The organism is Collinsella sp. HCP28S3_E12, assembly GCF_052065595.1.
In the GTDB taxonomy this organism is placed as follows: Bacteria; Actinomycetota; Coriobacteriia; order Coriobacteriales; family Coriobacteriaceae; genus Collinsella.
Genome location: NZ_JBQHTS010000006.1, coordinates 87,315 through 104,346, shown reverse-complemented (window position 1 = coordinate 104,346; position 17,032 = coordinate 87,315). Strand labels below are relative to the sequence as shown.

Below are 17,032 nucleotides of genomic sequence, written 5' to 3'. Positions count from 1 at the left end.
GTGGCCGGAATCGGTTTTGAGCTCAAGCGCCTGTTTAGACGCAAGGGTCTGTTTGCCACGATGCGCGCCTACGGCTACGCCGGCATTGTGTGCACGGGCCCCATGCTGCTGGGCGTGCTGCTCCAGGTGGGTATCTTGGTGCTGTGCGGTTTGTGGGGTGTGGGCCGCGCCAACCAGGATTTGCTGGTGTGCATGGTGACCTATACGCTGCTAGCGTCGCTTACGCTCACGAGCTTTTTCTCCATGCCCGTCACGCGCTTTTTGGCGGACATGCTCTTCGCTGAGCGCGAAGAAGAGGTCTTGCCCTCGTTTTGGGGTTCCAACGCCATCATGCTGGTTACGGGCACGGCGCTCTACGGCGTCTTTTTGCTGTTCTCGGGCGCCACACTGCTGCAGGGGCTGCTGTGCCTGTGGCTGTTCAACATTATGATCGTCAACTGGAACGGCATGAACTACCTCACCGCTATTAAGGACTACCGTGGCATTCTGTGCAGCTTTGTGGCTGCCATTGGCGTGGCGTGCCTGTGCGCCCTGGCCGCGCTGGCTTTGGGGCTGCCGCCGGTCGAGGGCCTACTGGCGTCAATCGCCCTGGGCTACGGCGTCATGCTCGCCTGGGACGTGGTGCTGCTGTACCGGTATTTTCCGCAGAGTGACCGCAGCCCCTGGCTCTTTTTGCGCTGGCTCGATCAGTTTATGCCGCTGGCGCTCACGGGCCTGTTTACCAACCTGGGGCTCTTTGCGCACCTGGTGATTATTTGGGCCGGTCCCATTGGCGTGCAGGTCAAGGGCTTGTTTTATGGCGCGCCCTACCACGATGTACCGGCGCTCATCGCGTTTTTGACGATTCTGGTCACAACCGTCAACTTTGTGGTCTCGGTCGAGGTCAACTTCTATCCGCGCTACCGCGACTACTACAGCCTGTTCAACGACGGCGGCGTAGTGGGCGATATTGTGGTGGCCGAGGAGGAGATGCTCTCCACGCTCAACAGCGAACTGCGCTTTTGCGCGCTCAAGCAGCTGTTTGTGACGGCGGCGGTCATTTCGCTCGAGACCACGGTGCTCTCGGCCCTGCCGCTGGGCTTTAACAGCCTTATGCACGGGTATTTTCGCACGCTATGCGTGGGCTATGGCCTGTATGCCGTGGGCAATACGGTGATGCTCGTCTTGCTGTACTTTACCGACTACAAGGGGGCCGTGCTGGCCTCGGGCCTGTTTGCCGGTGTGGCGGGGCTGGCGACTGCCGTGTCGCTGCTTTTGCCGCAGCAGTTTTACGGCTTTGGCTTTTTGTTGGGTGCGGCGGTGTTTTTTATCGTGGCGCTGCTGCGACTCGACACCTATACTGCCAACTTGCCGTATCGTATTCTGAGCCAGCAGCCCATGGTGGCGACCGACAAGACGGGTCGCTTTACACAGCTGGGCCGCTTGCTCGACCGTGCCGAGCGGCGCTATGAGGAAGCCCGCCATAAGGGCGAGCCACATGGCGCGTTTGAACGCACGGTGGTCCGTGTGTATCGCAACCATTGGGGAGGTCCTGATGACCGATAGGATGATATCGCGTCGCCGCTTGATTGAGGCGGCTGCCGGCACACTGCTGCTTTCGGGCTGCTCTGCGCAGGACGAATCCTCGACAAAAAAGGCCAAGAAGCAGGGCAAGATTAACAAGGCCGAGACCTCGGGAGAGGCCAAGCACCTGCGCGATAAGGACGAACTGTACGAGGTCTACGACGACTCGGGCATTGTGACCATGTACCTAACGGTCTCGCGAGGCAACAGCTCCGAGAACACCGATCATAGCTGGGCCGAGATTAATACGTACTCGGTTTACGACTATGCCGACATGGGCGTGACACGCTATCAGGTTATGGGCCTGCTGCAGCCAGGCGATGATAAGGGCCCCGTTGCTGGCGAGGTGGGCTATGGCGAGGAGGCCCCCAACGCCACCGTGCAAGTGCGCGGTCAGACGTCGAGTACCTATACGCAAAAGAACTACAAGGTGGAGCTCAAAAAGGGCAAGGGCACGTGGCGTCAGCAGCGCGCGATTGCGCTCAACAAGCATATGGGCGAGGGCATGCGCTTTCGTAACAAGATGGCCTACGATTTGATCCGTGGCATTCCCCAGATGATGGGCCTGCGCACGCAGTTTGTGCACTTATGGGTGTGCGACCAGACCGAAAAATCCAACGACACCTTTGAAGACTACGGTCTGTTTACGCAGGTCGAGCAGCTCAACAAGACGGCGCTCAAGGCCCACGGTCTGGATAAGAGCGGGCATCTGTATAAGGTGAACAGCTTCGATTTCCATCGCTTTGAGGACACCATTAAGCTCACCGATGACCCCGACTATAACCAGGCGGCTTTTGAGGGCATGCTCGAGATTAAGGGCGACTCGGACCACACCAAGCTCATCGAGATGCTCGATGCGCTCAACGACGAATCGCAAAAGATCGATGACGTGCTCGACACCTACTTTGATACCGAGAACCTGGTCTATTGGCTGGCGTTTCAGATTCTGACGGGCAACTGCGACACGCAGAACCGTAACTGCTATCTGTACAGCCCGCTTAACTCCAAGGTTTGGTACATCCTGGATTGGGATAACGACGGCATGCTGCGCAAGCTCGAGTTGAGCCTGACGGGGTTCTCGGATTATGCGAGCTGGGAGCGCGGCGTGAGCAACTACTGGGGCAACGTGCTGTTTAACCGCGCGTTGCGCAGCAAGTCGTTCCGCAGCGAACTCGACCGTGCCGTCAAGGACTTGCGCTCGTATTTGACTGAGGAGCGCCTGAGCAAGATGATCGAGCATTATCGCGAGGTCACGGAGCCGCTCGTCTTTGCTGCGCCCGACCTGGAGCATCTGCCCGTGACCAAGGACGAATACGAGCAGATCGCCGCGGCGATTCCGTCCGAAATCGAGGAGAACTACCAGAGCTTCCGCGAGAGCTATAAGAAGCCCATGCCGTTCTACATTGGCGTGCCGCAGATCGATAACGGCAAGTTGCGTGTGAACTGGGATGCCGCGTACGACTTTGAGGCGCGCGATATTCGCTATACCGTCGAGCTTGCGCGCGACTACGCCATCAATGACGTGCTTTTTAAGGCCGAGGACGTGCTGCTGCCCGAGGTAACGTGCGATGCGCCCGATACCGGCCAGTACTTTGTACGCGTGCGTGCCACCAACTCCGACGGCTATACGCAAGATGCGTTTGACTACTATGTGACCGACGATGGCAAGCAGTACGGCATGAAGTGCTTTTACGTGCAAGACGGCGGTAAGGTCGTGGAGGACACGTATGAGGAGGGCTAGCGCGTTGCTTGAGCGCCTGGCGGCCCCGCCTGCGCGTGCCACGCAGGAGCGTTATCGCCACGAGCTCAAATATCTCATTAACGAGGGCGAGCACTCCGCGCTTGCCTGTCGCATGGCGCCGGTTTTTAAACTGGACAAGCATGCGCGCTCGGGTGGCTACACCATTCGCAGCCTGTACTTTGACGACTACTGCAACTCGGCCTACGAGGAAAAAGACGCCGGTATTCTCATGCGCAAAAAGTATCGCGTGCGCATCTATAACGGCAGCGACAGGGTGATTAAGCTCGAGCGCAAAAAGAAGTACGGCAGCTGGATCTACAAGGAGGACGCGCCGCTCACGCGCGGCGAGTTTGAGCAGATTCTGGCTGGCGACTACGGCTTTTTGCTGAGGAGCCCGCACCAACTCTGCCGCGAGTTCTACATCGAGTGTATCTGCAACATGATGCGCCCGCGGACCATCGTGGACTACGAGCGCGAGCCGTGGGTGATGGATGAGGGCACCGTGCGCATTACGTTTGACATGAACGTGCGTGCCGCGGTGGGTAGCTTTGATATCTTTGACGCAACCTTGCCCGCGCTGCCCGTGCTGGAGCCCGGCAAGCTAGTGATGGAGGTCAAGTTTACCGAGTTTTGTCCGCAGCTGGTGCGCGATATGGTGCCGCCGGGCGCGGCCGAGCTTACGGCGGTTTCCAAGTACTGCCTGTGTTACGAAAAGACCGCCTACCTGCGCGGTTTTAACTACTGGGAATCGGATTTTGAGAACCGAGGGGATATTTAGACCATGAGCACCAGGGACTTTTTTAAGAACTCCGTCTTGGAGGCGTTTGGTCAGGTCGACCCTGCCAAGATCGGCCTGTCGCTGCTCGTGGCGCTCGCCATGGGCATCCTGATCTATTACGTGTACAAGCGCTTTTTTACCGGCGTGGTGTATTCGCGTAGCTTTGCCGTGACGCTCGTGGGCATGTGCGTGCTCACCTGCATGGTCACGCTCGCGATCTCGACAAACGTGGTCATCTCGCTCGGTATGGTCGGTGCTCTGTCCATCGTCCGCTACCGTACGGCGGTCAAGGACCCGCTTGACCTGCTGTATCTGTTTTGGTCCATTACCACGGGCATTACGGCGGGAGCCGGCATGTATGCACTCGTGGGGCTCACGGCAGCAGTGATCGTGCTGATGATCGCCGGCTTTGCGAGCAGTCAGGACAAGTCGCGCGTGTACATGATGGTCATTCACTACACGGGCCAGACCACTGGCGACGATATCGTGCGCGCGTTTGGGCGCACCAAGTTCACCGTTAAGTCCAAGACTATGCGTGGCGACAAGGTCGAGATGGCCGTCGAGGTGTTCTCTGACGGTGTGGATATGCCCTATGCCGACGCTATCCGTGCCCTCGATGGCGTGGAGGACCTAACGCTTATCCAATACAACGGCGAATACCACGGCTAGAACCCTAGCGAGTAGATTGGGGAAACATCCGCATCGTGGGCTTTTGTTTTGAAGGGACGGTGTCACGTGGACGCACAACAGCTAGAAGAGGCCTGGGCTGCAAGGGCTGGCGCGCGCGAGGCGCGACTGGTTGCGGCCTCGCATGTGCCGGCGGCGCTTTCGCTTCTGGGGATTGTGCGCCCCGGCGATCGCCTGGTGGCCTTTGCGGATGACTTTGCCGAAGCGTTTGCGTGCGGCTTTGAGGGCTGCGATGTCGTGTTGGTGGGCTCGCCGTCCGCCGAGGCGTTTGCTGCTGCGTCCGAGGGCTTTGATGCTTCGCTTGATGCCGAGGGGCCGCACCTGTGGTGGTTCGCCAACTCCATTGGCGCGTTCGGTCTGCGTGTGCCCGATTTGCGCGCGTTAGGCCGCGCCGCGCGTGAGGCCCATGCACTGCTGGTTGTTGACAACACCGTGGCTGACGTCTTTGGCTGCAATCCGCTGAGCTTGGGCGCCGTGCTGTCGCTCGAGGCACTCGACCGCGTGTGTGCCGGTAAGGCCCCGCGTAAGCTCGTTGCCGCTTCGGTGGCGCGATCGCAGGTCAAGCGCCATCGTGTGGATGCCGCGGCTGAGTGCGCGCATGCGTTGTTTGCGGGCTGCGGTGCGTCGGCGCTCGATCTTTCTGCTGAGGAGGCCGACGTGCTGGAGCGCGGGTTTTCCTCGCTTAACGCTCGCATGCAGGCGCATTTCGACCGCGCCCGTGCGCTGGCCGAGTATCTGGCCGCGAACGAGATGGTGTGCAACGTGCGCTATCCCGGGCTGAGCTCGCATCCTGACCATGCGGTTGCAACGGGAATCCTCGAGCATGGCTTTGGCCCGGCAGTTGAGTTTGACCTTATCGAGCGTAGCGCGGGAGAGCTGTTCGACGCTTTGCCGGGGGAGTTTCGCACATCGCCTGCCGGCGGCGCAACGACGCGTCTTTCGGCCCCACGTGGCAAACAGGGGGACACCATCCGCCTCTTCGCCGGCACCGACGACCCCCTGACGGTAGCCGCCGCCCTCGATAACGCCCTCCGACAGTAGCTAATTTGGGACGGGGCTTTTTTAGCTACCCAATGTCAATTTTTGGCTATGAGTTAAGAATGCTCTGGATGGGTAGCTAAAAAAGCCCCGTCCCAAATTAGCTACTCTTTGATGGTGTCGATCAGGTCGTTGGCCCTTGCGGCTATGACTTCGTTGATCTCGGCCTGCAGCTCCTCGTAGGCCGCTATGGCTCGCTCGCCGGCGGGGGTGAGCGAGCTCCCGCGGGCGCCGTCGCGCTCGATGAGCTTGCACCCCAGCTGCCCCTCGGCCTCGTTCACAATGCGCCATGCCTTGGAATAGGCCATGCCCATGCTCTTGGCGGCGCGGTTGATCGAGTGTTCGCGGGCGATACCCTGCAGCAGCAAGACGCAGCCGTGGCCGAACACGCCCGGCAGATCTTTGTCGCACGACTGAATGACCAGTTTTGCCGTCGTCTTGTACTCCATGCGCTCCACGTCTCTCCGCTAAAGTGTCTGCTGGGCAAACGCAAAGCCTGCGTTAAACCCTCGTGTGCTCTTCTTAAATCATGCATTGTAGCAGTCAAAGTGCGTTAAGATACTTGCCCAGTATTGGGCGCCCAAGGTTGGGCTGGGTCCTACGAGGCCTGCAGCCGACCGGTCGCATGGAAAAAGGAGAAACATGGCTACGTTCTTTCCCGGTGAGTCCCACACGTTTTCGGAGTATCTGCTGGTCCCTGGTTATTCGTCCTCGCAGTGCATCCCCAACAACGTCTCTCTTAAGACGCCGCTAACCCGCTTTAAGCGCGGCGAGAAGCCGGCAATCACCCTGAACATCCCCATGGTTTCCGCCATCATGCAGTCCGTCTCGGGCGTCGACATGGGTGTCGCGCTCGCTACCGAGGGTGGCCTGTCCTTCATTTACGGCTCCCAGACCCCCGAGTCCGAGGCCGCCATGGTCAAGGCCGTCAAGGATCACAAGGCCGGCTTTGTCCAGTCCGATTCTACGCTGACCCCCGACATGACCATGGAGCAGGTCATCGAGCTCAAGGAGAAGACCGGTCACTCCACCATGCCGGTCACCGACGACGGCACTCCCAAGGGCAAACTCCTGGGTATCGTTACCAGCCGTGACTATCGCCCCAGCCGCGATGACCACCAAAAGAAGGTCTCCGAGTTCATGACCCCGCGTGAGCAGCTCATCGTGGGCGACAAGAACATCAGCCTCAAGGTTGCCAACGACGTCATCTGGGACAACAAGCTCAACGCCCTGCCCATTGTCGACGACAACGATCACCTTATGGGCATCGTCTTCCGCAAGGACTACGACAGCCACAAGACCAACCCCAACGAGCTGCTCGACGGCGATAAGCGCTACATGGTCGGCGCCGGCATCAACACCCGCGACTATGCCGAGCGCGTGCCGCTGCTCATCGAGGCCGGCGCCGATGTCCTGTGCATCGACTCTTCCGAGGGCTTCAGCGAGTGGCAGAAGCGCACCATCGAGTGGATCCGCGCCAACTACGGCGAGGACGTCAAGGTCGGTGCCGGCAACGTCGTTGACGCCGAGGGCTTCCGCTTTTTGGCCGACTGCGGTGCCGACTTTATCAAGGTGGGTATCGGCGGCGGTTCCATCTGCATTACCCGCGAGACCAAGGGTATCGGCCGTGGCCAGGCCACCGCGCTGATCGACGTCTGCCGCGCTCGCGACGAGTACTACGAGGAGACCGGCGTCTACGTGCCCGTGTGCTCCGACGGCGGTATCGTCTACGACTACCACATGACGCTCGCCCTTGCCATGGGTGCCGACTTTATGATGCTGGGCCGCTACTTTGCCCGCTTTGACGAGAGCCCGACCGAGCGCGTCAACGTCAACGGTCAGTACATGAAGGAGTACTGGGGCGAGGGTTCTGCGCGTGCCCGCAACTGGCAGCGCTACGACCTGGGCGGCGCCGCGAAGCTCAGCTTTGTCGAGGGCGTCGACTCCTACGTTCCCTACGCCGGCTCCCTTAAGGACGGCGTGGGCGGCACGCTCTACAAGATCAAGTCCACGATGTGCAACTGCGGTGCCCTCTCGATTCCCGAGCTCCAGAAAAAGGCACGCCTGACCCTGGTGAGCTCGACCTCGATTGTCGAAGGCGGCGCCCACGACGTAGTCGTCAAGGATTCGCAGCAGTCTGTGTCTTATCGATAGGATAAGAGCCGCACATAAAGGTTGAGTTCCAACCACGTTATTAAGATAAAGCGAGATGCCTGCAAGTCGCAGGCATCTCGCTTGTCGTATTTGCTATCATCAGTCAAGTTAACCTTAGGGTCGGTCGGCTTGGCTTTGTTCGCTACAAGTTCCGCACACAAAGAAGAGCACTTAATGTGCTCTTCGTCTTGCGCAGGACTGTCCGCAGTAGCGAATAAAGCCAAGCCGACCGACCCCAGCTAAGATTAAAGGAGCTGATATGTGCGATTGCACAGATCATAAGGACGAGATCCCTGCCTACGACGCGCAGGCCATTGAGTCCAAGTGGATGAAGGCCTGGGAGGACTCCAACCTCTTTGCCGTCGACACCGACGCCAGCAAGCCCAAGAAGTACGTGCTCGAGATGTTCCCGTATCCTTCGGGCGACCTGCACATGGGCCACGCGCGCAACTATACCATCGGCGATGCCATGGCCCGTCAGGCCCGTATGCGCGGCTTTGACGTGCTGCATCCCATTGGCTTTGACGCCTTTGGCCTGCCCGCCGAGAACGCCGCCATCAAGCACAACACGCAGGCTGCCGCCTGGACGTATAAGAACATGGACCAGGCGCTCGCCACGATGAAGCGGATGGGCTTCTCCTACGATCTGGATCGCATGGTCAAGACCTGCAGCCCCGACTACTACCGCTGGGGTCAGTGGATCTTTGAGAAGATGTGGGAAAAGGGCCTGGTCTACCGCAAGAAGAACCCGGTCAACTGGTGCCCCAACTGTAAGACCGTTCTGGCCAACGAGCAGGTTACCGAGGGCAAGTGCTGGCGCTGCGGCACCGAGCCCGAGAAGCGCGACCTTGAGCAGTGGTACTACAAGATTACCGAGTACTCCCAGGAGCTGCTCGACGATCTGGAGAAGCTCCCCGGCTGGCCCGAGCGCGTTAAGCAGATGCAGGCCAACTGGATCGGCCGCTCCGAGGGCGCCGAGGTCGACTTTACCCTGTGTGATGCCAACGGCGATCCCATCGAGGGCGACGAGGGCAAGATCACCGTTTTCACCACGCGTGCCGACACGCTCTTTGGCGTCTCCTTCTTTGTCCTGGCTCCCGAGTACGCTCGTCTGCACGAGCTCGTCGAGGGCACGGAGTACGAGGAGGCCGTGACCAAGATCGTCGAGGACTCCAAGCATATCTCTGCTGTCGAGCGTGCCCAGGGCACCCTCGAGAAGCACGGTGCCTTTACGGGCCGCTACGTGGTTAACCCCGTCAACGGCGAGAAGGTTCCCGTGTGGGTTGCCGACTATGTCGTTGCCGATTACGGCACCGGCGCCGTCATGGCCGTTCCCTGCGGCGACCAGCGCGACTTTGAGTTTGCCCGCAAGTACGACCTCCCGATCGTCCCGATCATCCTGGACGATGACGACCGCGCTTCCGTCGAGGCCAGTGGCGAGACCATCGATACCTTCCATGCCGAGACCGTCGACTGGGATTGCGCCCACGCTGCCGAGGGCACGCTCGTCCAGTCCGGCAAGTACACCGGCATGCGCGGCGGTAAGCACTCCGAGGGCGAGGCTGCCATCGTGGCCGACCTCGAGGCCATGGGCTGCGGTCGTCGCAAGGTCGAGTTCCGCCTGCGCGACTGGCTCATCAGCCGTCAGCGCTATTGGGGCAACCCCATCCCGGCCATCCATTGCGAGCACTGCGGCATTGTGCCCGTGCCCGAGGACCAGCTGCCGGTGACGCTGCCCGAGAACCTGGACCTGGGCGCCGGCGAGACCCTCGCCGAGTGCAAGGACTTCTACGAGACTACCTGCCCGGTCTGCGGCCGCCCGGCCAAGCGCGAGACCGATACCATGGACACCTTCACCTGCTCCAGTTGGTATTACCTGCGCTATACCGACCCGCACAACACCGAGCTGCCCTTCTCCCGCGAGGCGGCAGACCGTTGGATGCCCGTCGATAACTACATCGGCGGCATCGAGCACGCCATTTTGCACCTGCTCTACAGCCGCTTCTTTACCAAGGCGCTGCGCGACCTGGGTCTGCTGAGCGTGGACGAGCCCTTTACCAACCTGCTGTGCCAGGGCATGGTCAAGGACGAGAACGGCGACACCATGTCCAAGTCCAAGGGCAACGTCGTGCCTCCGAGCTCGGTTATCGAGCCCTACGGCGCCGACACCATGCGTCTGGCGATCCTGTTTATCGCCCCGCCCGAGAAGGACTTTGACTGGGATCCCAAGGCCGTCGAGGGTGCCAACCGCTTTATCAAGCGCGCTTGGCGTATCGTGTGGCAGCTTGTCCAGTCGGGTGATGCCAACGTTGCCTTCGACAAGTCCGTGCTCGACGAGACCGCGATGAAGCTCTATCGCGAGCGTCACCGCACCATCGCCAAGTGCACCGAGGACTTCGATCGCGGCCAGTTTAACACCGCGATCTCGGCCGTCATGGAGCTCGTCAACGCAGCGAGCGCCTACCTCAACGCCACCGAGGGCGCATCGCGCGACAAGGCACTGTGCTACGGCGTGGCCAAGGACATCGTGAGCGTCCTTGCCCCCATCTGCCCGTTCTGGGCCGACGAGCTGTGGCACGAGGCACTCGGCTGCGAGGGCAACGCCTACACCGCCTCCTGGCCCGAGTTTGACCTGGCCGAGTCCATCGAGGACACGGTGCAGATCGTGGTCCAGGTGCTCGGTAAGGTCCGCGGCCGCATCGATGTGGCCCGCGATGCCTCCAACGAGGAGATGCAGGCTGCCGCCGAGGCCGCTGTTGCCAAGTGGCTCGAGGGCAAGACGGTCGTCAAGGCCATCTGCGTGCCCGGCAAGCTGGTCAACCTGGTGGTTAAGTAAACCTTGCGCATATAGTTGATGCACAATAGACGAGGGACGATCCGGCTGGGTCGTCCCTCTTTTTGGATATGGATACTTGCGACTACACCTAATTATCCATTTCTTGTGGAGAACCTGTGCTCACGCTGACCTGCGGATTTGTGCTGTGGTTGCACGTTTTCGCAGGTATTGGTATAGTTTGCTTGCAAATGAAGTTGTAATTGAAAGAAGTGGGGTTTCGGCCCCGCTTCTTTTTTGTATGGATGGAGGTGCCGCAATGGTCAAGACCAAGACCGAGCAGGCGATCATCGACGCGCTCGAGGCCGTCGCTCCCCAGCACGATGTCGATATTGTCGACGTTGAGCTCGTGGGTGCTACCAAGGCCCCCTGCGTGCGTGTGCGTATCGAGGGTGCCGAGGGTCAGAGCCTGTCGCTCAACGACGTCACGGCCAACACCAAGTGGGTCGGCGACGTGATCGAGGAGCTCGACCCCATCTCTTCGAGCTATACGCTTGAGGTGTCGAGCCCGGGTATGGCGCGCCCGCTGCGCCGTCCGCGTGACTTTGCCCGCTTTGTGGGCGAGGACTGCGAGCTTTCCTCCACCGCCACCGAGGGCCGTCGCAAGTACTCCGGCAAGATTGCCGCCGCGACCGAGACCAACGTAACCCTCGAGCTCGAGGACGGCGAGTCTGTCACCCTCGATTTTTCCGATGTTAAAAAGTGCAAGTTGAAGCCCGTCTATGACTTCAAGCCCGCGAAGGAAGGAAACTAACATGGCAGCATCCGACATGATGTCCGCCCTGATGGAGCTTTGCCAGGAGAAGCACATCGACCAGCTCTACCTGATCGACCGCCTGGAGCAGTCGCTCGCCAAGAGCTATGCCGAGATCCTGCATCTTGAGTGGGGCGCCAAGGTGACCATCGACCGCACCACCGGCAAGATCTATGTCTACCGCCTGGAGCCGATCGACGATTCCATGGACGAGGAGGGCAACTTCACCGAGTTCGAGGAGATCGACGTCACCCCCAAGAACACCAGCCGCATCGCCGCCCAGCACGCCAAGGCCGAGATCAACGCCATCGTGCGCAACTCCGCCCGCGAGCAGATCTACGAGGAGTTCTCCGGCCGTATCGGCGACCTCATCAGCGGTACCGTACTGCAGTCCACACCCGACTTTACGATCGTCAAGATCCGCGAAGGCGTCGAGGCCGAGCTTCCGCACTTTGATCAGCGCCGCTACGAGAACGAGCGCAACGAGCGCCCCATGGGCGAGCGCTATCTGCACAACCAGCACATCAAGGCCGTGATCATTGACGTTCGCGACCCCAACTCCACGCTTCCGCCGGTCCGCGGCGAGCACAGCCGTCCGCCGATCGTTATCTCGCGTACCCACCCCGAGCTCATGCGTCGTCTGTTTGAGCAGGAGGTGCCCGAGATCTATGAGGGCACCGTCCAGATCAAGTCGATCGCCCGCGAGCCCGGCCAGCGCTCCAAGGTCGCCGTCCACTCGCTCGACGACCGCCTGGATCCCGTGGGCGCCTGCGTCGGCCCCAAGGGCAGCCGTGTGCGCGCCGTCGTGGGTGAGCTGCGCGGTGAGCGCGTCGACGTCATCCTGTGGGATGCCGATCCGGCCGTCTACGTCGCCAACGCCCTGTCGCCCGCCAAGGTCACTCGCGTCCTTATCGACGAGGAGAAGGCCTATGCCGGCGTCATTGTGCCCGACGACCAGCTTTCGCTCGCCATTGGCAAGGAGGGCCAGAACGCCCGCCTGGCCGCACGCCTGACCGGCTGGCACATCGACATTAAGTCCGAGACCCTTGCCGCCGACATCCTCAAGAACGTTCCCGTTCACGAGGAGCCTGCCGCTGACCTGATCGGTGACGAGGAGGATGACGACGCCCGTCGTTGCGAGTACGTGTCCGAGGACGGCATCCAGTGCCGCAACCAGGCCCGTCCCGGTTCCCGTTTCTGCGGTGTCCACGACACCGACGCCTTCGATGATGCGGAGGACCTGATCTAGCGCGCGGTTGCGCTGGACAGGTTCCGGCGCACATCCCACGCTCGTTCAGTCTCTAGGCACCCAAGGTGCCAGAAAGGGTAGGTGAAGTCATATGGCTAAAGTCCGTGTTTCCACCCTGGCCAAAGAGTTCGGCATGACCTCCAAGGAACTGATGGGTCACCTCGCCGAAATGAAGATTCCCGCTAAGTCTGCTTCCTCCGCGCTGGAGGACGCTTATGTTGCCATGGTCCGCAAGCAGCTTGCCTCGGTGATCGAGGCCCGCGCCCAGGAAGTCGAGGCCGCCAAGCAGGCCGAGGAGGAGGCTGCCGCCGCCGAGGAGGCAGCGCGTGCCGCCGAGGCCGAGCGCGAGCGCATCGCCGCCGAGAAGGCACGCGAGGAGGAGCGCCGCCAGTTTGCCGCCGCCCAGGCTGCCGAGGAGGCAGCCCGTGCCGAGGCCGAGGCCAAGAAGAAGGCCGAGCAGGAGCGCCTTGCCCGCGAAAAGGAGGAGGCTGCTCGCGAGGCCCAGCGCCGCGCCGTTCCCGCTTCCGACTCCGGTTCGCGCTTCCGTTCGCTGCTCGATCAGATCGCCGCACAGGAGACCGTGCTCAAGGAGAAGAAGGACGCCGAGGACAAGGCCAAGGCCGAGCGCGGCAACCGTCGCGGCGGCAACAACGATCGTCGTGGCGGCCGTCGCAACGACCGCAACGCCTCCGAGAGCCGCCCGCACAGCCATCGCACCAATGCCAGCAACAATGTCGCTGCCGGCATGGATTTCCCCAACCCCGATAAGCAGGGCAAGGGCAAGAAGCGCAAGGGTGGTCACAACAGCGAAGAGGACCACTACAGCCGCATGGCGCGCGAGGCCGAGGAGTACAGCCGCGAGAAGGTTCTCGAGGAGGCCCGTGCCGCCGTCGAGGAGGCCTCTCGCGAGTCCACCGGTCGCCGCAAGAAGCGCAAGGAGAAGCGCGAGCGCGAGGCCGCTAGGGCTCAGGAGGAGCGCAAGATTGAGGAGGCGCTGGCCCAGGGCGTGAACCCCGAGGAGCTCGACGCCATCAAGGTCTCCCAGGGCGTTACCGTCCAGGAGCTTGCCGAGGCGCTCGACGTTCCGGCCAACGACATCATCAAGCGCCTGTTCCTGCTGGGCACGCCGCTCACCATGACGCAGTCCATGTCCGACGACCTTGTCGAGCTCGTTGCCGACGACTTGGGCCGTCAGATCAGGATCATCACCCCCGAGGAGGAGAACACCTTCTCGTTCTACGACGATCCCGCCGACCTTAAGCCCCGCGCCCCGGTCGTCACCGTCATGGGTCACGTCGACCACGGCAAGACGAGCTTGCTCGACGCCATCCGCCACACCGGCGTTGCTGCCGGCGAGGCTGGCGGCATTACCCAGGCCATCGGCGCATCGCAGGTCATGATCAACGACCGCAAGATCACCTTCATCGATACCCCGGGCCACGCTACCTTTACGGCCATGCGTGCCCGTGGCGCCAAGGTGACCGACATCGTCATCCTGATCGTCGCCGCCGACGACGGCGTCATGCCCCAGACGGTCGAGTCGATCAACCACGCCAAGGCCGCCGGCGTTCCCATCGTCGTCGCCGTCAACAAGATCGATAAGCCCGGCGCCAACCCCGACCGCGTGCGCCAGGAACTCACCGAGTACGGCGTCATCCCCGAGGAGTGGGGCGGACAGAATATGTTCGTCAACATCTCGGCCAAGCAGAAGATCGGTATCGACGACCTTCTGGAGACCGTGCTGCTCCAGGCCGACGTGCTCGAGCTCAAGGCCAACCCCGATACCTTCGCCTCGGGCAACGTCCTCGAGGCCAAGCTCGACAAGGGCCGCGGCTCGGTCGCTACCGTGCTCGTGACCCGCGGTACCCTGCACGTGGGCGATACGCTGGTCGCCGGCCTTACCTATGGCCGCGTTCGCGCCATGCTCGACCCCAAGGGCCGCGCCGTCACCGAGGCCGGTCCCTCCGACGCCGTCGAGATCCTGGGCCTGCAGTCCGTCCCCAACGCCGGCGACGAGTTCCGCGTGTTCGAGGACGAGCGTGAGGCGCGCGCCCTGGCCGATGAGCGCTCGCTCAAGGCCCGCATCGAGGAGCAGAGCCGCGTGAAGCACGTCACGCTCGAGAACCTCTTCGAGACCATCGCCGACGCCGAGGTCAAGGAGCTCAACCTGATCATCAAGGCCGACGTCCAGGGCTCCATCGAGGCCCTTCAGGACTCGCTCGACAAGATGGATCAGTCCGAGGTCCGCATCAACACGATCCACTCCGCGGTCGGTGCCATCAACGAGACCGACGTTGTCCTGGCCGACGCCTCCAACGCCATCATCATTGGCTTTGGTGTGCGTCCCGACGGTAAGGCCCGCTCCGCTGCCGAGCGCGAGGGCGTCGAGATTCGTTGCTACGACGTTATCTACAAGTGCCTCGAGGAGCTCGACGCTGCCCGTATCGGCATGCTCAAGCCCACCGAGGTCGAGGTCTCCACGGGTACCGCGACCGTCCTGGACACCTTTAAGGTGCCCAAAGTCGGTATCGCCGCCGGTGTCCGCGTCGAGGAGGGCGAGATCGCCGCGACCGATTCCGTGCGCCTGGTGCGCGACGGCATCGTTGTCTTTAACGGTAAGATCGCCTCGATGCGCCACTACAAGGACGAGGCCAAGAGCCTCAAGAGCGGTTCCGAGGGCGGCATTGGCCTGGAGAACTTCCAGGACATCAAGCCCGGCGACCAGATCGAGGGTTACCGTATCGACCAGGTTGCCCGTACCGAGTAGGGGGTAGCGCTATGAAGCAAACGCAGGCAACCCGCCGTCTGGGCGAGCAGCTTCGCGAGAAGCTCGGTTATATCCTTCTCTTTGAGGTTTCCGATCCGCGTCTCGACCTGGTCACCCTGACCGCGGTCGAGGTCGCGGTGGACCGTTCGTTCGCGCGCGTGTACGTGTCATGCGATGCGAGCCGCTACGATGAGGTCATGGAGGCGCTCGCCAGCGCCAAGGGCCGCATTCGCAGCCTGTTGGCTCGCTCGCTCGACTGGCGCGTCACGCCCGAGCTCGATTTTCGCATCGATCGCTCGACCGATGAGGCCGAGCGCATTACGCGTGCGCTGGAGAATGTCCCGGCCACGCTGGCGATCGAAAAGGACGAGGACGGCTATCCCATAGCGGATGCCGCCCAGGAGGCAGCTTTAGATGACTAATTCCGCCGACCTCGTCTCGTGCGAGTCTGCAGATATTAAACGACGCATCCTCGAGCTTATCGAGGGTGCGTCCTCCATTGCGATCTCGGGTCATACCTCTCCCGACGGCGATGCCCTGGGCTCCGTGTTGGGCCTGGGTCTCTCGCTCATGAAGGCGTTCCCCGACAAGGACATCGCGCTGCTGCTCGCAGACGACGATCCCGTTCCGCGTATTTACCGCTTTATGGAAGGCACCGATCGTCTGGTGCCGGCTTCGAGCTTTACGGGCGATCCCGACCTGTTTATCTCGGTGGATGTACCGGTTGTCGAGCGTCTGAACAACTCGGCCGACGTGCTCCGCCGCTCCAAGCATGTGGTGTGCTTTGACCACCATCCGGCGCGCGAGGAGTTTGCCGAGGTAAGCCTGAGGCGTGTCGATGCTGCGGCGTGCGCCATGATCATCGACCGCTTTTTGGATGATTGCGGCATTGTCGTTCGCGATCGCATCGCCACCTGTCTGCTCTGTGGCCTGGTTACCGATACCGGTCGTTTTCAGTATCAGAATGCCGATGCCGCTGCGTTCCATGCGGCCTCGCGCCTGGTGGCGCACGGTGCCGACCCGGCGCGTGTCGCGCTCGAGGTCTATCAGAGCATGCGCGTCGAGTTCTTGCACCTCAAGTCCATCGTCATGGGCCGCATCAAGACGGTCGCGCACGGGCGCGTGGCGTATAGCTACGCGTACGAAAGCGACCTTAAGGAATGTGGCGTCACCTCGGATGAGTGCGACGGCTTGGTCGATGTGGTGCGCTCGGTGATGGGTGTCGAGGTCTGCCTGTTCCTTAAGGGCATCGAGGGCGATACCAAGGTGCGCGGAAACCTGCGCTCCAAGGGCGACATGGATGTCTCCGAGATTGCGGCCAAATTTGGCGGAGGCGGACATCACGCTGCCGCCGGCTTTACCAATAACGGAACGATTTTCGAGACGCTCACCGCTGCACTTCCCATGCTGGCCGAGCTGGTGGGGGAGGATCCCGCTTCGGTGACCGTCGAGCTTTAACTTTTTGGAT

At 61.5% G+C, this 17,032-nt stretch carries 13 protein-coding genes; 12 read left to right on the top strand and 1 reads right to left on the bottom strand.

Going from position 1 to position 17,032, the window contains the following annotated elements; all coding sequences use genetic code 11:
* The 5 genes from pelG (at nt 1) to ACTNBY_RS03970 (ending at nt 5,810) form a co-directional block, all read left to right on the top strand.
* Nucleotides 1-1,545 (top strand): exopolysaccharide Pel transporter PelG, encoded by a 1,545-nt coding sequence (gene pelG / locus ACTNBY_RS03990; protein ID WP_441063444.1) that lies wholly within the window; start codon nt 1-3, stop codon nt 1,543-1,545.
* Nucleotides 1,535-3,304: a CotH kinase family protein gene (locus ACTNBY_RS03985; RefSeq protein ID WP_427794689.1), complete on the top strand. Its 1,770-nt coding sequence runs from the start codon at nt 1,535-1,537 to the stop codon at nt 3,302-3,304. Before pelG ends, ACTNBY_RS03985 begins: the two co-directional genes overlap by 11 nt.
* Complete coding sequence (locus ACTNBY_RS03980; RefSeq protein WP_441048824.1) at nt 3,291-4,082, top strand: polyphosphate polymerase domain-containing protein; 792 nt, start codon at nt 3,291-3,293, stop codon at nt 4,080-4,082. Before ACTNBY_RS03985 ends, ACTNBY_RS03980 begins: the two co-directional genes overlap by 14 nt.
* A gap of 3 nt (nt 4,083-4,085) precedes the next feature.
* Nucleotides 4,086-4,751 (top strand): DUF4956 domain-containing protein, encoded by a 666-nt coding sequence (locus ACTNBY_RS03975; RefSeq protein ID WP_441063443.1) that lies wholly within the window; start codon nt 4,086-4,088, stop codon nt 4,749-4,751.
* Nucleotides 4,752-4,817: 66 nt separating this feature from the next.
* Nucleotides 4,818-5,810 carry a PLP-dependent transferase gene (locus tag ACTNBY_RS03970; RefSeq protein WP_441063442.1) on the top strand — a complete coding sequence of 331 codons (993 nt, stop codon included), beginning with the start codon at nt 4,818-4,820 and terminating at the stop codon, nt 5,808-5,810.
* A gap of 101 nt (nt 5,811-5,911) precedes the next feature.
* Here ACTNBY_RS03970 and ACTNBY_RS03965 read toward each other — a convergent pair whose 3' ends face one another.
* Nucleotides 5,912-6,256 carry a winged helix-turn-helix domain-containing protein gene (locus tag ACTNBY_RS03965; protein WP_427719637.1) on the bottom strand — a complete coding sequence of 115 codons (345 nt, stop codon included), beginning with the start codon at nt 6,254-6,256 and terminating at the stop codon, nt 5,912-5,914.
* A 193-nt stretch (nt 6,257-6,449) separates the two neighbouring features.
* Between ACTNBY_RS03965 and ACTNBY_RS03960 the strand changes: the two genes are divergently transcribed.
* The 7 genes from ACTNBY_RS03960 to ACTNBY_RS03930 all read left to right on the top strand — a co-directional run bounded on the left by ACTNBY_RS03960 (nt 6,450) and on the right by ACTNBY_RS03930 (nt 17,022).
* Nucleotides 6,450-7,961: an IMP dehydrogenase gene (locus ACTNBY_RS03960; RefSeq protein WP_154515410.1), complete on the top strand. Its 1,512-nt coding sequence runs from the start codon at nt 6,450-6,452 to the stop codon at nt 7,959-7,961.
* Between the two features lie 259 nt (nt 7,962-8,220).
* Nucleotides 8,221-10,797 (top strand): leucine--tRNA ligase, encoded by a 2,577-nt coding sequence (leuS, locus tag ACTNBY_RS03955; protein ID WP_441063441.1) that lies wholly within the window; start codon nt 8,221-8,223, stop codon nt 10,795-10,797.
* Nucleotides 10,798-11,053: 256 nt separating this feature from the next.
* Nucleotides 11,054-11,548, top strand: a complete 495-nt coding sequence (gene rimP / locus ACTNBY_RS03950) for a ribosome maturation factor RimP (protein ID WP_441033500.1) — start codon at nt 11,054-11,056, stop codon at nt 11,546-11,548.
* Nucleotide 11,549: 1 nt separating this feature from the next.
* Entirely contained in the window at nt 11,550-12,797 is a 1,248-nt protein-coding gene (gene nusA / locus ACTNBY_RS03945; RefSeq protein ID WP_154515419.1) for a transcription termination factor NusA, read from the top strand.
* 91 nt (nt 12,798-12,888) lie between these two features.
* Nucleotides 12,889-15,564 (top strand): translation initiation factor IF-2, encoded by a 2,676-nt coding sequence (gene infB, locus ACTNBY_RS03940; protein ID WP_427719633.1) that lies wholly within the window; start codon nt 12,889-12,891, stop codon nt 15,562-15,564.
* Nucleotides 15,565-15,575: 11 nt separating this feature from the next.
* Nucleotides 15,576-15,986 carry a 30S ribosome-binding factor RbfA gene (rbfA, locus tag ACTNBY_RS03935; RefSeq protein WP_006234038.1) on the top strand — a complete coding sequence of 137 codons (411 nt, stop codon included), beginning with the start codon at nt 15,576-15,578 and terminating at the stop codon, nt 15,984-15,986.
* Entirely contained in the window at nt 15,979-17,022 is a 1,044-nt protein-coding gene (locus ACTNBY_RS03930; RefSeq protein WP_441063439.1) for a DHH family phosphoesterase, read from the top strand. The genes rbfA and ACTNBY_RS03930 overlap by 8 nt, the downstream gene beginning before the upstream one ends.
* Nucleotides 17,023-17,032 lie beyond the last annotated feature (10 nt).

Coding starts and splice junctions, on each gene's coding strand:
- ACTNBY_RS03980 (WP_441048824.1), top strand. CDS start 3,291: ATGAGGAGGGCTAGCGCGTTGCTTGAGCGCCTGGCGGCCCCGCCTGCG.
- ACTNBY_RS03960 (WP_154515410.1), top strand. CDS start 6,450: ATGGCTACGTTCTTTCCCGGTGAGTCCCACACGTTTTCGGAGTATCTG.
- rbfA (WP_006234038.1), top strand. CDS start 15,576: ATGAAGCAAACGCAGGCAACCCGCCGTCTGGGCGAGCAGCTTCGCGAG.
- ACTNBY_RS03930 (WP_441063439.1), top strand. CDS start 15,979: ATGACTAATTCCGCCGACCTCGTCTCGTGCGAGTCTGCAGATATTAAA.
- ACTNBY_RS03975 (WP_441063443.1), top strand. CDS start 4,086: ATGAGCACCAGGGACTTTTTTAAGAACTCCGTCTTGGAGGCGTTTGGT.
- infB (WP_427719633.1), top strand. CDS start 12,889: ATGGCTAAAGTCCGTGTTTCCACCCTGGCCAAAGAGTTCGGCATGACC.
- nusA (WP_154515419.1), top strand. CDS start 11,550: ATGGCAGCATCCGACATGATGTCCGCCCTGATGGAGCTTTGCCAGGAG.
- leuS (WP_441063441.1), top strand. CDS start 8,221: ATGTGCGATTGCACAGATCATAAGGACGAGATCCCTGCCTACGACGCG.
- ACTNBY_RS03985 (WP_427794689.1), top strand. CDS start 1,535: ATGACCGATAGGATGATATCGCGTCGCCGCTTGATTGAGGCGGCTGCC.
- rimP (WP_441033500.1), top strand. CDS start 11,054: ATGGTCAAGACCAAGACCGAGCAGGCGATCATCGACGCGCTCGAGGCC.
- ACTNBY_RS03965 (WP_427719637.1), bottom strand. CDS start 6,256: ATGGAGTACAAGACGACGGCAAAACTGGTCATTCAGTCGTGCGACAAA.